This window comes from Arthrobacter sp. AZCC_0090, from assembly GCF_014207375.1.
Taxonomy (GTDB): domain Bacteria; phylum Actinomycetota; class Actinomycetes; order Actinomycetales; family Micrococcaceae; genus Arthrobacter.
The window spans coordinates 260,371-274,624 of sequence record NZ_JACHEE010000003.1; the positions used below are offsets into that span (position 1 = coordinate 260,371).

The 14,254-nt window shown below is 63.2% G+C and carries 12 protein-coding genes; 8 read left to right on the forward strand and 4 right to left on the reverse strand.

What is annotated here, in order from left to right:
• Window positions 1-58: 58 nt before the first annotated feature.
• A complete protein-coding gene (locus HNP00_RS06485; protein ID WP_184737452.1) occupies window positions 59-2,527 on the forward strand; it encodes a DUF2156 domain-containing protein in 2,469 nt (822 codons plus the stop codon).
• Between the two features lie 73 nt (window positions 2,528-2,600).
• Here HNP00_RS06485 and HNP00_RS06490 read toward each other — a convergent pair whose 3' ends face one another.
• The 3 genes from HNP00_RS06490 to nucS all read right to left on the reverse strand — a co-directional run bounded on the left by HNP00_RS06490 (window position 2,601) and on the right by nucS (window position 5,125).
• A complete protein-coding gene (locus HNP00_RS06490) occupies window positions 2,601-2,804 on the reverse strand; it encodes a cold-shock protein (RefSeq protein ID WP_028264741.1) in 204 nt (67 codons plus the stop codon).
• A gap of 303 nt (window positions 2,805-3,107) precedes the next feature.
• Window positions 3,108-4,355 (reverse strand): N-acetylglucosamine-6-phosphate deacetylase, encoded by a 1,248-nt coding sequence (nagA, locus tag HNP00_RS06495; RefSeq protein ID WP_184737149.1) that lies wholly within the window; start codon window positions 4,353-4,355, stop codon window positions 3,108-3,110.
• Window positions 4,356-4,429: 74 nt separating this feature from the next.
• Complete coding sequence (nucS, locus tag HNP00_RS06500) at window positions 4,430-5,125, reverse strand: endonuclease NucS (protein WP_184737151.1); 696 nt, start codon at window positions 5,123-5,125, stop codon at window positions 4,430-4,432.
• Window positions 5,126-5,182: 57 nt separating this feature from the next.
• Here nucS and HNP00_RS06505 point away from each other — a divergent pair, with 57 nt between their 5' ends.
• Window positions 5,183-5,515 (forward strand): ATP/GTP-binding protein, encoded by a 333-nt coding sequence (locus HNP00_RS06505; RefSeq protein ID WP_184737153.1) that lies wholly within the window; start codon window positions 5,183-5,185, stop codon window positions 5,513-5,515.
• Between the two features lie 18 nt (window positions 5,516-5,533).
• Entirely contained in the window at window positions 5,534-6,328 is a 795-nt protein-coding gene (locus HNP00_RS06510) for an alpha/beta hydrolase (RefSeq protein ID WP_184737154.1), read from the forward strand.
• 49 nt (window positions 6,329-6,377) lie between these two features.
• Here the strand turns inward: HNP00_RS06510 and HNP00_RS06515 are convergent, their stop codons facing one another.
• Window positions 6,378-7,568 carry an AI-2E family transporter gene (locus HNP00_RS06515; protein WP_184737468.1) on the reverse strand — a complete coding sequence of 397 codons (1,191 nt, stop codon included), beginning with the start codon at window positions 7,566-7,568 and terminating at the stop codon, window positions 6,378-6,380.
• Window positions 7,569-7,867: 299 nt separating this feature from the next.
• Between HNP00_RS06515 and HNP00_RS06520 the strand changes: the two genes are divergently transcribed.
• From HNP00_RS06520 to HNP00_RS06540, 5 genes are all read left to right on the forward strand, one after another.
• A complete protein-coding gene (locus HNP00_RS06520; protein WP_184737156.1) occupies window positions 7,868-9,649 on the forward strand; it encodes a hypothetical protein in 1,782 nt (593 codons plus the stop codon).
• Between the two features lie 36 nt (window positions 9,650-9,685).
• Complete coding sequence (locus HNP00_RS06525; protein WP_184737158.1) at window positions 9,686-10,642, forward strand: tetratricopeptide repeat protein; 957 nt, start codon at window positions 9,686-9,688, stop codon at window positions 10,640-10,642.
• The gene (locus tag HNP00_RS06530; RefSeq protein WP_184737160.1) at window positions 10,642-11,745 is read left to right on the forward strand and encodes an NADH:flavin oxidoreductase/NADH oxidase; all 1,104 of its coding nucleotides are present in this window, start codon (window positions 10,642-10,644) and stop codon (window positions 11,743-11,745) included. The genes HNP00_RS06525 and HNP00_RS06530 overlap by 1 nt, the downstream gene beginning before the upstream one ends.
• A gap of 127 nt (window positions 11,746-11,872) precedes the next feature.
• Window positions 11,873-12,664, forward strand: a complete 792-nt coding sequence (locus tag HNP00_RS06535; RefSeq protein ID WP_184737162.1) for an ABC transporter ATP-binding protein — start codon at window positions 11,873-11,875, stop codon at window positions 12,662-12,664.
• Window positions 12,646-14,217, forward strand: a complete 1,572-nt coding sequence (locus HNP00_RS06540; RefSeq protein WP_184737164.1) for a transporter — start codon at window positions 12,646-12,648, stop codon at window positions 14,215-14,217. Before HNP00_RS06535 ends, HNP00_RS06540 begins: the two co-directional genes overlap by 19 nt.
• The last annotated feature ends 37 nt before the right edge of the window (window positions 14,218-14,254 follow it).

Consider the following 14,254-nt stretch of genomic DNA (forward strand, 5'->3'; position numbering starts at 1 on the left):
AGCTGCGCACGAGGACTCCAAGCCAGCGCGGAAGGTGGTGGCAGCGCTCGTCCGGGCCATGGTTGCAAACGTGGCTGTCCATATTGGCGCGATCCCGTTCACTGTGGGGGTGCTAGCGCTCTATCTGCTCACTCCGGCCATCTTCGACCCGGACATCGCATCCAGCCCAGATGTGTTGCGTCACCTGACCAGCGTGAGCGGTGGCGGATTGAAGTCCGGGGACTGGTGGTCCATCTGGACATCGATGTTCTTTGCCGCCAACCCCTTCGACTACGTCGCGAGTTCGTTGCTGCTCGTCGTGTTGCTGGGCTCTTCAGAGCGCAAACTGGGATGGTTCCGAACGGCAGCAGGCTTCCTTGGCGGCCAGTTTGCCACGGTCACTGCTTTTCTGTTGGTGGTCCAGCTTGCGGCCTACGCGGACGACGGTTGGCTGGGACGGATGATGGATGCCAGGACTTCGGGTCCCGTTCCGGCTACCCTCTTCGTCTCGATGGCCGCGAGCGGGCTTCTACCCACTTTGTGGCGTCGGCGGTTGAGGGCAACGGTTGTGTCGTTGGCACTTCTCTTGGTCCTGTACGTTGGCGACCCTTCTGCCGTCATGGCGCTGACTGGTGCGCTGCTAGGCCTCGGAGCCGGGTTCTGGCTCCAACTCGACCAAGGAATTCAACCGAGCCATCGGGCGACCAGGCGCGAGACGCGAAACTTGTTGTCGCTCATGGTGGCGATTTTCGGCGTCGGGCCCCTCGTGGCAGGCGCCGTGCGGAGCCCGGCAGGGCCGTTGGCATTGCTCAGGGAAATGGTCCTGAACCCCGTTCCGACACTCACGCAGTTGCAGGCGAACTGTGGCGGCACCGTGGACATCACGTGCCTGGAGCTTGGGCGGCAGGGCTATCCCGGGCCAGCCGGCGTGGCTCTTGCCGTGGTACCCGCACTGCTTCTCCTCATTTGTGCGGTGGGCATGCGCCAAGGAAGGCGCTTGGCCCTGAAGATCGCCATCGGAGTGCAGCTTGGGGTGGTGGCGCTGTCCTTGGCCTATCTGGTTTTGTTTGCCAGCATTCCGCATTTTCCAGGACGGGGCCGCACTGTGGTTCTTGGGTCCGCAGTGTTCCATATCCTGACTCTCGCGCTGGTTCCGCTCATCCTGGCAGTTCTGCTTTTCCTGTTCAGGGGCAACTTTGTCGTGGGATCGAGGGCGCCTCTTCGCCGTAAGATGGCGTGGCTGGTTGGCGGAACGTTGCTGGTATTGGCGAGTGCCTACACAGGGGCCTGGCTCGGCTCGGGCGGTATGGCGCACGACGGCGGCATCCTGGGGCTCATTGCCGAACTCGCCCGGCAGTATCTCCCGCTGCCGATACCCACGGCTTTCGGACGCGTGTTCGCCGAGCGCAGCGCCGCAGAGTCAATATTGTTCGCCTGGTCCGGGATTATTTTCTGGCTTGTGGCACTCGCCGCTGTATGGACACTGCTTCTCAAACGGCAACACGGTCCAGGCGGAGACGATCCGGCCCGTCTAGCGGCAAGGGATTTGGTCAAGCGGGGCGGAGAGTCACTCTCCTGGATGTCGCTATGGGAGCCGAACAAGTTCTGGTTCACTCCGGGGATGGACGCTGGCATTGCCTACCAGCAGCACGGAAACGTCGCACTGACCCTTGCCGGTCCGTTCGGCGTTCCCGAACAGGCCCGGGCAGCGACCGAAGGCTTTCTTGACTACTGCGCGGACCACGCCTTGGTGCCGTGCCTCTACTCCTGTACCGAGGCATTGTGGCCGATGTTGCAATCCACGGGGTTTCGCCGCATTGCCGTTGCCCAGGAAACCCGGCTCTCCATCCGTGATCTTGAGTTCACCGGCAAAGCGTGGCAAAACGTCCGCACGGCCAAGAACCGGGCGCTCAAGGCCGGTGTTGAAGCCCGGTGGGGACGCTATTCCGAGTTCTCCCAGCACATCCGTTCCCAGCTTGGCGAGGTGTCGGAAGAATGGGCCGCCAGGAAAAAGGTACCTGAAATGGGCTTTACCCTGGGTTCCCTCGACGAACTGATGGACGACGAAGTGCTTTGTTGCATAGCTGTCGACAGCAAAGGGTTTGTCTACGGGGTGACCAGTTGGCTGCCCGTGTTTCGTGAGGGCCGGGTGATTAGCTGGACATTGGACTTCATGCGCCGGCGGGGTGATGCATTCCCAGGCATCATGGAATTCATGATTGCCTCAGCGGTGCAGGAGTTGCGCCAGGGAGTGGAAGTCATTTCCCTGTCGGGTTCACCCTTGGCTGGGGAGACAGGGGAATTTTCCACCGGGGATGCCGGAATGGCAGGGATTCTTGACCTTGTTGGCAGGACCTTGGAACCTGTTTACGGATTCCGCTCGTTGGCCCGCTTCAAATCGAAGTTCCAGCCGGAGTATAGGAACCTGTATATGTACTATCAGGACAGCTTGGAGATTCCCGCGATCGGCGCTGCGCTCAGCCGGGCATATTTGCCAGGGCTGTCCGTTCGGCAAACCGCCAGGCTTCTCCGCACGCTCGTTGCCTGAAAAGGAAAAAGGGGTTCCGCATCCTGTGCGGAACCCCTTCCTTGAACCTGCCAGGCAGAATCAATCAGTCAAACTAGACGGCGGTGACGCCGGTGGCCTGCGGGCCCTTCGCGCCCTGACCGATCTCGAACTGAACACGCTGGTTCTCGTCGAGGGTGCGGAAGCCGCCGGTCTGGATCTCGGAGTAGTGGACAAAGACGTCGCCTTCTGCGTCGTCCGGGGTAATGAAGCCGAAGCCCTTTTCAGCGTTGAACCACTTGACGGTGCCCAGTGCCATTTTTTGTTTCTCCTCATTGTGGAACTTTAAGTCCGGCACACCGCGTGCCGGCCTTGGTTACTCCGCGAGAAGACCTGGTTCTCCGCCCAAGCCAGGCTTGGTTGGCTTCGCAGGAGCTTCACGCTCGCAACACGTCTTGCGAGCATGAATCACACCTACACAAAGACTGCTACAACACTTTCATGGCGGATACTGGAGGTCAACGGTCTGTTCAGGAATTCCGACAAATTTTAAGTAAAAAGAAGGTAACGGAAGAAAGCGCACCCGCCATTGGCGCTGCCATTGGCCGTCCGCGAATTCGGCCTAGGCCAGCCAATCCCCATTGCGCAATACACCCGCAAGTTGCAGTTCCTTGTCCACGACCACCAGATCGGCCCGCAGACCCCTGCGAAGGCCGCCAAGTTCATCGGAGAGCCCCAAAACCGCGGCGGGAACCGCCGTCGCCGATGAAACAGCGTCCGCGAGCCCGACGCCGGCAGCAACAGTGCGCCGGACGACGTCGAGCATGGTGGCAGTGCCGCCGGCAATCGAACCGGTGGCATCCAAAGTGGCCACGCCGTCCGTCACGGTCACTGGCGAGGGGCCCAGCATGTAGTTCCCGTCGGAGAGCCCGGCTGCTGCCATCGAGTCGGTCACCAGGACAACGTTCGCGGCACCTACCAGCTGAAAAACGGTTGCCACGGTGCTTGGATCGAGGTGGGTACCGTCGGCGATCAATTCCACCACGGCCTTGCCTTCCTGGGCCGTGCGCAGGCAAGCGGCAACCGGCCCGGGGGAGCGGTGGTGCATGGGCGGCATGCCGTTGAACAAGTGGGTAACGGTTGGCAAAGAGCTGACGCCGTCGAAACCAGCGGATTCCAGGCCCTCCCTTGCCGCAATGAGGGAGGCGGCGGCCGTCGCGTCGTCGCAATCGGTATGGCCGAGCGACGGCGTTACTCCGTGGAACGTCATCAGGTCCACTAGCGCTGCGGCTCCGGGAAGCTCGGGGGCATAAGTCATCGTGGCAAGCTTGCCTGCAGCCGCTTCAACCAGCTCGTTCATGAGATCCAGGTCCGGTTCAAGCAAGTAAGCGGGATTCTGCGCGCCGCAGCGGGCATGGGAGAGGAAAGGCCCCTCCAAGTGGATTCCCGCCACGAGTCCTTCATCGGCCAAACGGACGTAGAGCTCGATGCCACGGAGGAGGTCCTCCCGCGGCGCCGTGACCATGCTGGCGAGTAAGGTTGTGGTCCCGGACCGGTGCAGGAAATCGATGGCCTTGCGCGCGGAGGATTCGTCGGCCCCCGGGAAGTCGCCACCGTTGCCGCCGTGGCAATGCACATCCACGAAACCGGGAACGATGTAACGTTCTTTGGGGAAATCCGTGCGCGGCGTTTCCTCGAAGCCTTCAAATGATGCTTCGTGGAACTCAGCGGCCGGCCCAGCAAAGGCAATGCGATCATCTTCCACCGCCACCAGGCCGTCTTCGATCACCACACCGTCACTGACGATCGTTCCGGTAATCAGGTGGCGCACAGGCGCAGAAAAAGATGCAGGCCGGTCTGGGACAGTCATGCTTTGATTCTAGTTGCCCCTGGTTGCCGCTGACCCGGTTTGAATCGGGATGAAGGCCGGACCAACCGGAACGCCTAGAACAAGCGCGACTCGCTGTCATCTACGCCGCGCATGGCGTCATAGTCCAAGGTGACGCAGTCTATTCCGCGGTCGTTGGCAAGGACCTTCGCCTGCGGCTTGATCTGCTGGGCCGCAAAGATGCCCCGTACGGGTGCCAGCAAGGGATCGCGGTTGAGCAGCTCAAGGTAGCGCGTGAGCTGCTCGACGCCGTCGATGTCGCCGCGCCGCTTGAGTTCGACGGCGACTGTCCCGCCGTCGCTGTCCCTGGCGAGGATGTCGACCGGACCGATGGCGGTGAAATACTCACGGCGGATGAGCGAATAGCCGGCCCCGAGGGTTTCGATTTGCTCAGCAAGCAGTCGCTGCAGGTCAGCCTCGACGCCGTCCTTGATGAGCCCGGGGTCCGTTCCGAGGTCGTGGGACGTGTCATGGATTTGCTCGTAGATGTTGATGATGAGCCGGTCATCGGTCTTGGCCGATTGCACGGTCCACTGCTCCACCACGCCTTCTTCGACCTCAGTCTCCTCCGGCGTCGTCACCCGCAGAGTAGCGGGCGGGCTCATCCAGTTCAGCGGCTTGTAGGAACCGCCGTCGGAGTGGACCAGCACGGAACCATCGGATTTGACGAGCAAAAGCCGGGTGGCAAGCGGGAGGTGGGCCTTGAGGCGGCCAACGTAATCAACGGAACAACGGGCTATGACGAGTCGCACCCGCTCCACTTTACTTCCTCTGCCGCTTGCATTCAGCGACTGGTGCAGAATGGAGTCATGCCCCGCTCCAACCGCCCCCGACGCACCGAATCAGCCAAGGCAAGCTGGAAACGGACAGGCGAGTCGCCGGAACTGGATCTGGAACGCGCCCGTTCGGGGATCGCCCGCAGGGAAAGCGCCCCCGACGGCGACTGGATGGTCCGGACCATGACCGCGCGGAATGCCGAGAAGACGTATATTTGCCCCGGTTGTTCGATGGCCATCACGCCAGGCGTCGCGCACTTGGTGGTGTGGTCCGAGACGCACCTTTTCGGCGAAGCCGCAGGATTGGCCGAACGCCGCCACTGGCACAACAACTGCTGGACAGGCCGGACATACAGGTACCGCTGAGCACTTAAGCTTGAAAGCATGAGTTTCGATCCTGCCTCCTTCGTTTTCAGCCAGCCGGAGTCTGCCACGGATATCCGGGCCTCCACGGTTCTGCCGGCGCGCCGCGAGAACGTGGAGTTCCTCACCGAGGACGGCAAGTTGCTCGTGGGAGAACTGGCGTTGCCGGAATCCGGGGAGATCTCGGCAACGCTGATTACCCTGCACCCCTTGCCAACGCACGGCGGATTCATGGATTCGCACGTCTACCGCAAAGCGTCCTATCGGCTACCGGCCCTGGCCGGCGTCGCGGTTTTGCGCTTCAATACACGGGGAACGCATTCGCCACGGGGTACCAGCCAGGGGAAGTTCGATGAGGGAATCGGCGAACGGTACGACGTCGAAGCCGCCGTTCGCTTCGCGGTGGAACGCGGGCTTCCGAACCGCTGGTTGGTCGGCTGGTCCTTTGGTACGGAGCTGGCCTTGATGTACGGGGCAGTTGAACCTGTGGCTTCCCAAGTGGAAGGAGCTGTCCTGCTGTCACCGCCGCTGCACCGGGCCACGGACGTGCACCTGAAAGAATGGGCTGCCTCGGGAAAGCCGCTGACTGTCCTGGTTCCGGAACACGATGACTATCTTCAGCCCGCTGAGGCCGCTGAGCGGTTCAGCCTGGTGCCACAGGCCCGTGTCCTGGGGATCGACGGCGCCAAGCACCTATGGGTGGGGGAGAAGTACGCGGCCCGGGTTCTGGACGAGATCGTCGACGACGTGACCGACGCCGGTGCGGGACCCGGCGGCCTGCCCCGCGAATGGACAGGTCCGGTGGCTACCGCGTGACCGGCGGCTGCTGCCTGAGCAGCGGTCGGTCCTTTGGCGACTGCCAGGCCTAGTGGCGGTCCTGGCGAACGATGAAGACTTCCTTGATCAGCAGCATGATGGCTGCCGCCGTCGGGATGGCGATCAAGGCGCCGAGGACGCCCAGCAGGCTGCCGCCCGCAATCACCGAGATCACGGCGACTGCGCCGGGAACAGCGACGGCCTTCTGCATGATGCGTGGGGAGATGAAGTAGGCCTCGAATTGCAGATAGGCGAAGTAGCAGATGGCGTAGATCACGGCCGTTTGCCAGCCGGCGGTCAAGGCCACCAGGATGACCACTACGGCCGCGATCATTCCTCCCACCAGCGGTATGAACGCAAGCAGGGCAACCACGAAAGCCAGAAGGACGCTGAACGGAATGCCGAGGATACTCATGACGATGAAGGCGAACAATGCGTTCAGCAAGGCCACACAAACCTGGCCGATCACGTAGTTGCCTACTGAACGTGTGATTTCCTCTGACAGGGCCTCCACGCGCGGCCGGCGCGACCGGGGGGCGAGCCTGTAACCCCACCTTTTCATGGCGGGCAGCGCACCGAGGAAGTAAAGGCTGAGGACCAGGACGATGAGCGTCCCGAACACGCCATTGGCCACCGTGGAACCGAAGCCGACCACGCCGCCGAAGATTCCGCCCATGGCGTCAGGGTTCTTGACGAATTTGTCCAGCTCCTGGCTGATCCTGTCACGGACGCCGAACTGGCTGTCCAGGGACCTGAAGAAATCGGAATCCACGAAGCCCCGGATCCAGTCCGGAGCCTGCCGCACGATCTGCGAGACCTGCTCCACGATCGTGGGGATAAGGGTTCCAAAGAACGCTGCCACTCCGGCAACAACAGCTCCGACTGCGATGACGACGCCGGCCGGGCGCGGAATCCTTCGGCCCTCAAGCCAGCGAACCACGGGATCCAAGCCCAGCGCGATGAACAAGGCGGTCACGATCCATAGCAAAAGCTGGGCGGTATTTGTGCCGATGTAGAACAACAAGAGCGCGACGCCGACGCCGGCCGTGCCCATGAATCCGAGATAAAGCGGATGCTGCGCGGACATCCGCGGGCCGGGAGAGCCGAAGCGTGGACCGCCGGATTCATCCAGATCGGCCTCGGCTGTTCCATCGTGCTCAAGCTCGGGCGGCATCTCGAAACGGACCCGCGGCTGTGCGCCCGGAATGGGCTGGCGGAGCCTGCGGACGAAGGAAGCCATCAGCCCCTCGCCGTGATCCTTGCCATCCTGGGCGGACCCGGTAGCCAAACCATCCGGGGTGGTCCCGGGCTGTTGTTCGGCGGGAGTCGGATCCTTGCGCTCTTTCACGTGTTTCAGCTGCCTTTTCGTTCCGCGTTCAGGCTCCGGAGGTGCCCGATGTGATGTTGTTCGCCACACTATCAGCAGGCAGGAATTGGCGGATTCTAGGGGCAAAGGGGGGCGCGGGGGGCCTCTAGGGCAGGACTCCGAACTGACTCTTCGGTAACAAAACCGTTACCCTTGAAGTTCAACGACCGCTGATGATTGGTATTCCTGTGCGATTGAAGACTGCAGTTTCGCTGGTGCTGCTTGGCCTGCTGACACTGTTGGCCGGCATTGGCCAGCTGACCTTTTGGGCTCCGGCCGAGACCGTGACCGCGTCCGCCCCTAGCGACGCCAAAGCCGCTCCGCTGACGGTGATCAACCAAAACGTGCTGGCCCACAAGGGGGGTCCCACGAAGATCAGCATCAAGGGCGATGGCAACTTTGTCCTGGCTGTTGGCCGTCCGGATGACGTCGATGCCTGGGTGGGCAAGACCGCGCATAACAGCGTCACCGGTGTGTCCGAGGACGGCAAGTCCCTCCAGGTTGCCGGCACCGACGGCGAAGCGACCGCTCCGTCTCCGGCCGGATCGGACCTGTGGGCGGAAACGGAAAACGCCAATGGCCAGCTGGACTACACCTTTACGCCGCCTGCCAGTGGTAACTGGTCGCTCCTCCTGGCGAGCGACGGAACCAAGCCGGCGCCGTCGTCGGTCTCCGTGACGTTCCCGAACGATGCGACGATGCCGTGGGCCGTCCCGCTCATCGTCATTGGCGCGATCCTCCTCGTCGCGGGTGCGGCGCTGCCGTTCGTCAACAAGTTCACCAGAGGCCGGGGCAAGGGCGTTGGCCCAAGCGATCCCTCGGGCGGCGAGAACGCTGACGAGAACACGGAAGCCGATAAGGGCACCACGGACCAGGGCGCCACGGACGAGGACATTGCTGGCGACACCAAGAAGAGCACGGGCAGCGGTCCTGCGCTCCGTGTCTCGGTGGTGGCTGCGGCTGTGGCGGCAGCCCTCGTTGGTGGCACTGCCGCAGGTGCCCAGGCGAGCGAGACTCCTTCTCCCTCAGGATCCCCGACGGCGAGCCCGTCAGGGATCTCGGGAGCCCCCGCCGTGCCTGTCCTGGTGGACACGCAACTCAAGCGGATCCTGGAACAGGTCGCCAGCGCCGTTGCCGCCGGAGACGCCGCACGTGATGCCGCCAAGCTCGCTCCGCGGGTTGACGGCGCGGAGCTGCAGGTTCGAACCCAGAACTACAAGATCCGGTCCCAGGTTGCAACGCACGAGGCGCGGATGCCCGTCCGGTCCAGCAAGTTGCTCGGCAGCGTCATTACCAACCAGCGCACATGGCCGCGCACGGTAATCGCGGTGACGCAGGGCGATGGCAACGTAGTTCCCCAGGTCCTGACTCTTGTGCAGGCTTCACCACGCGAAAACTACAAGCTGAAGAGCGCCTCCCCGCTTCAGCCTGGAACGTCCTTCCCAGCGATTCCCTTGGGCGGAACCCAACAACTGGCGGCCGGGGACAAGTCAGGGCTGCAGTACAGCGGGACGGAGGCGCTGGCTGCCCTGGGCGATCGTTTGACCAAGGCGGACTCCACGTTTAAGGACAAGTTGGTCGAGGGAACCAATTCGCCTTACATTGCGGACGTCCTGGACTACCAGGCCAGCACCGTGAAGTCCGGCGCCAATGGAACCTTCACCTTCACCCACACTCCCACTCCGGCGGACACGGCGGTGTTCCGGACGTCCGACGGCGGCGCTGTGGTTGTCGGAAAGCTGGACTTTGATTTCACCAGCAAGCCCAAGGCGGATGGAGACACGTTGACGGTGGACAAAGCTGCTGCCGTGCTCGCCGGCGGGGATTCGACGAAAGTGGGCCTTGTCCAGACCTTCGCGGAGTCAGTAGCCGTGTATATTCCGCCGGCCGGTTCGACTGCTCCGATGAAGCTCGTTGCCGCCGTTCGCGGTCTGGTGGGAGCCAGCTTCAAGTAGGAAAATGCTGTTGGCGCAGCGGCTAGAGTGGACGATATGAGTTCGCCAGGATCCCGTCCCGTCTCTCCAGCCGCTGCCAGCCAGCTCAACCTTCGCGGCGCCGTCGACCTCTCTGCGTTGCGGCGCCCAGCGCCGTCGGCATCGAGCGGTGTTCCGGCTGCCCCCGGCGGAAGCAGCCAGCCGCTGCGGGTAGACGCCACCGAGGCCAATTTCCAGGACCTCGTTCAGCTGTCCGCGCAGATTCCCGTCCTTTTTCTCTTGTGGTCCAACCGCTCCCTGGAATCCTCGAGCCTGTTGCAGATCCTCGAGGGGGTTGTCGAAAGCTACGCGGGCAAAGTGGTGCTGGCCGCCGCGGACGTTGACGCGTTCCCGCAGCTTGCCCAGGCATTCCAGGTCCAAGCCATCCCCACCGCCGTCGCAGTGTTGAAGGGCCAGCCGGTGCCGCTCTTCGAAGGGCCGGCGTCGGACCAGGAAATCCGCACCCTCATCGACGAACTCCTCAAGGTGGCAGAAGCCAACGGAGTGACAGGCAGCATCGGTGCAGGCGCTCCTGATGCGGAAGCCCCGCCGTTGCCGCCCTTGCACCAAGCGGCCTTCGACGCCATTGAGGCCGGGGACTACGCCGCCGCCGCGGTCGCTTACCGCCAAGCGCTTGCCGAGAAGCCAGCTGACGCGGAAGCTAAGGCCGGACTTGCGCAGGTGGAACTGATGGGCCGGCTCGAGTCTTTGACCGCAGCGGAAGCCGATGCCCTGCGCCATCGGGCAGCGGAAGAACCGGACAACATCGAAGTGCAGCTCAGCGTGGCGGACCTGGACATCTCCGGCGGCCATATCGAGGACGCGTTCAACCGCATCATCGTTTTCATCGGCCGCAACTTCGGGCCCGAGCGCGAAACGGCGCGCGTACGGTTGCTGGAACTGTTCAACGTTGTCGGCATTTCGGACGAACGTGTGGCCAAGGCCCGGCAAGGTCTCGCGCGGGTCCTTTTCTGATGACGCAGCCGGCTCTGTTCAGCCCGCTTCAGTTACGCTCCCTGACCTTGCCGCATCGAGGCTGGGTGTCACCGATGTGCCAGTACAGCTGCTCGCCCGACGGCGACGGCGGCGTGCCGAACGACTGGCACCTTGTACACCTTGGAGCGTTTGCCACTGGAGGCGCGGCCCTCATCCTCACCGAGGCGGCAGCCGTCAGTCCCGAGGGACGGATCAGCCCGCGGGACGCCGGGCTGTATACGGAAGGGCAGGCGGGCGCTTGGGAGCGGATCGTGGACTTCGTCCACCGCAATAGCGCTATAGGCGGCAAGATCGGCGCCCAGCTGGCACACGCCGGGCGCAAGGCTTCGACCTACTGGCCGTTTGCCGAACAACACGGATCCGTAGCGGAAGCCGACGGCGGGTGGCTGGCCCGGGGTCCCGGGTCTGAACCATTTGCCGGGCTTGCCGCCCCTGCTGCCATGGGTGAGACGGACATCCAGGAAGTGATTTCCGATTTCGCGGCAGCAGCCTCACGGGCCGTGGACGCGGGTTTCGACACGGTCGAGATCCACGGCGCGCATGGCTACCTCCTGCATGAGTTCCAAAGCCCCTTGATCAACAAACGCGATGATTCCTGGGGAGGCAGTGAGGCGGGCCGGAATCGCCTGACTCTCGCGGTTATCGATGCCGTCCGTGCAGCCATCCCCGACTCCATGCCATTGTTGTTGCGGATCTCCGCGAGCGATTGGGCCGAGGGCGGCGTGGACATTGAAGCCTCCGTGCGGCTCGCGCGGGAGGCGTCCGAGCACGGTGTGGACTTGGTGGACGTCTCTAGCGGTGGCGCCGTGGCCCACCAGCGGATCAAGGCCGGCCCTGGCTATCAGACGGGATTCTCTGAGCAGATCCGGCGCGAGGCAGGAGTCCCTACTGGGGCTGTCGGCTTCCTGACCTCCCCTGGACAGGCCGAACACACAGTGGCTACCGGCCAAGCAGACGGCGTTTTCATGGCCCGCGCTGCCCTCCGCGATCCGCACTGGTGGCTTCGCGCAGCTTTTGAACTCGGATTCGCCTTGGAATGGGCGCCGCAGTACCAACGCGCGGTTCCACGCCACAGCTTCTGAGGCCCAGTCTTTGGAGATCTAGTCTTTGGAGATCTAGTCCTTTGGGATGAGGCAGCTCCGGAAGGACGGTCCGGAGTTCCCCCTCAGGGACGACCCCCGGGAGCCTCGCCGGGACTAGGCTGGCTGCATGAGTGTCCAGCTTCCCGATTCCTCTCCCACTGTCCCGGTGCCTGCACTTGCGCTTCGTGGACTGGCCAAACGCTTCGGCGGAAAGATTGCCGTCGACGGCATCAGCCTGGACGTGCCCGCTGGCTCGTTCTACGGGGTGGTCGGGCCCAACGGCGCGGGCAAGACGACCACGTTGTCCATGGCAACAGGGCTTCTGAGGCCGGATTTTGGTGCTGCCTTCATTCACGGCGTCGACGTATGGGCGAAGCCCCTGCAAGCCAAGAAGCTGATGGGGATATTGCCTGACGGTGTGAGGCTCTTCGACAGATTGACCGGCGAACAGTTGGTCACGTATGCCGGCTTGCTTCGTGGGATGGACAGGGAAGTCGTCGCACAGAGGGTTGGCGAACTGCTTGAGGCATTGGATCTCAGCGGCGACGCGGGCACCCTCGTGGTGGACTATTCCGCAGGCATGACAAAGAAAATTGCGTTGGCCTCGGCGCTCATCCATGCGCCAAGGCTCTTGGTGCTTGACGAGCCCTTTGAATCGGTGGATCCGATTTCAGCAGCCAACATCAGGGGAATCCTGGACAATTATGTGTCCTCTGGAGGAACCGTAATCGTCTCAAGCCACGTCATGGACCTGGTTCAGCGCATGTGCGACCACGTGGCCGTGGTAGCGGCGGGCAGGGTCCTGGCTGCCGGAACCGTGGATGAAGTCCGCGGTGGCGCCACGCTTGAGGACCGCTTTGTGCAGTTGGTGGGCGGCGGAAACCGGACGGGGGGCCTGGAATGGTTGCGCACCTTCTGAGCCTGAAGTGGCGGCTCCTGCTGAACGGTTTCCGGCGCAGTCCGGGGCAGATCGTGGGCATTGCGATCGGTGGGCTTTACGCTTTGGGAGTCGTGGCGACCCTCATGGTCGTCCTTGTTGCCTTGCGGTGGGCCGACATCGAGACCGCCCACACCGCCGTCGTCCTCGGCGGCGCCGCTGCGACCCTGGGCTGGGCGGTGGTGCCGCTTGTGGCTTCGGCGGCGGACATGACACTTGACCCATCCCGCTTCACGACGTCGGCGATTCCCATGCGCCAACTGCTGGCTGGCCTTGCACTCGCCGGTTTCATCGGGCTTCCGGGCCTGTCTACCCTGGCGGTGGCGTTGTTCACGGCGGCAACGTGGTGGCGCAGTGTGCCTGCCGTGGCCGGTGCCCTGGTGGGCGCCGTGCTGGGCGTACTCAGCTGTGTGGTGCTGTCGAAAGTGGTGACGACCGCGACAGCCAGCCTTCCTGCCTCCCGTCGCTTCAAGGATGCGAGCAGCATCGTGGTCTTTGTGCCGCTTGTGCTGATGGGGCCGATTGTGGCTGGCGTAGTAGGGGGAGTGTCCAGTTCCACCGACTATCTCCCCGAACTCGCCCGGACGGTCTCTTGGACTCCGCTCGGAGCGCCGTGGGCTCTTGGCGGGGATCTGGCGTCGGGAAACGTCGGGGCCGCTCTCCTTAAGGCGCTCATCTCTTTAGCCACTCTCCTCGCGTTGTTTGCATGTTGGAATGCACTGCTCAGGCGGGCGCTGGTCACTCCGCCATACTCCGGCGGATCAGGAAAACGTGGCGGAAAACTTGGCTTGTTCGGACTTCTGCCGGCAACCCCTACCGGTGCTGTGGCGGCACGCTCACTGACCTACTGGCACCGTGATCCGCGCTATGCAGCCGCGCTGATTGTGGTGCCCTTGTTGCCCGTGATCTTCCTGTTCCAGTCCGGGCAGTCCGGAGGCTACTCCAGGCTGATGATCCTCGGGCCCCTCACTGCTTTTGTCCTCTCCTGGTCCATTGCCGCCGATGTTTCCTACGACAACACCGCGTTTGCCCTGCATCTGGCCACCGGGGTTCGCGGCATCCACGACCGGCTTGGCCGGGCCCTCGCTTGCCTGGCGTTCGCGCTCCCCGTGGTCCTGATCTTCGCTGTCGGACCCTTTTTCCTGACGGCAGATTGGGGCTGGCTGCCCGGTATTCTTGGGCTTTCCTTGGGCGTGCTGCTGACGGGACTGGGCTTGTCATCCATCGTCTCGGCGCGGTACACATCAAGCGTGCCGTTGCCCGGTGACAGCCCGTTCAAGAAGCCGCCGGGCAACGTTGCCCAGACGCTGGCCGTCCAGTTCGGAGGAATGGCGGTCCTGTTTGTCCTGCTCCTTCCGGAACTTACCCTCGTGGTTGTCCAGTCCGTCACGGGCGATCCGTCATGGGGGTGGATCAATTTGGCAATCGGCACGCTTCTTGGGGCTGTTCTCTTCGCGACGGGGGTCCGGATCGGCGGTCGATGGCTTGATCGGCGCGGGCCGGAGCTCTTCGCTCAGCTCAGCATCAACCGTTGATTACTTTGAACAACAATGACAAGATATGGGACATGGG

Bases quoted from the DNA above. Each gene is read 5' to 3' on its own strand.
- HNP00_RS06485 (WP_184737452.1), top strand. From the start codon at position 59: ATGGTTGCAAACGTGGCTGTCCATATTGGCGCGATCCCGTTCACTGTG.
- HNP00_RS06490 (WP_028264741.1), bottom strand. From the start codon at position 2,804: ATGGCACTGGGCACCGTCAAGTGGTTCAACGCTGAAAAGGGCTTCGGC.
- nagA (WP_184737149.1), bottom strand. From the start codon at position 4,355: ATGACTGTCCCAGACCGGCCTGCATCTTTTTCTGCGCCTGTGCGCCAC.
- HNP00_RS06505 (WP_184737153.1), top strand. From the start codon at position 5,183: ATGCCCCGCTCCAACCGCCCCCGACGCACCGAATCAGCCAAGGCAAGC.
- HNP00_RS06510 (WP_184737154.1), top strand. From the start codon at position 5,534: ATGAGTTTCGATCCTGCCTCCTTCGTTTTCAGCCAGCCGGAGTCTGCC.
- HNP00_RS06515 (WP_184737468.1), bottom strand. From the start codon at position 7,568: ATGGCTTCCTTCGTCCGCAGGCTCCGCCAGCCCATTCCGGGCGCACAG.
- HNP00_RS06520 (WP_184737156.1), top strand. From the start codon at position 7,868: ATGATTGGTATTCCTGTGCGATTGAAGACTGCAGTTTCGCTGGTGCTG.
- HNP00_RS06525 (WP_184737158.1), top strand. From the start codon at position 9,686: ATGAGTTCGCCAGGATCCCGTCCCGTCTCTCCAGCCGCTGCCAGCCAG.
- HNP00_RS06530 (WP_184737160.1), top strand. From the start codon at position 10,642: ATGACGCAGCCGGCTCTGTTCAGCCCGCTTCAGTTACGCTCCCTGACC.
- HNP00_RS06535 (WP_184737162.1), top strand. From the start codon at position 11,873: ATGAGTGTCCAGCTTCCCGATTCCTCTCCCACTGTCCCGGTGCCTGCA.
- HNP00_RS06540 (WP_184737164.1), top strand. From the start codon at position 12,646: ATGGTTGCGCACCTTCTGAGCCTGAAGTGGCGGCTCCTGCTGAACGGT.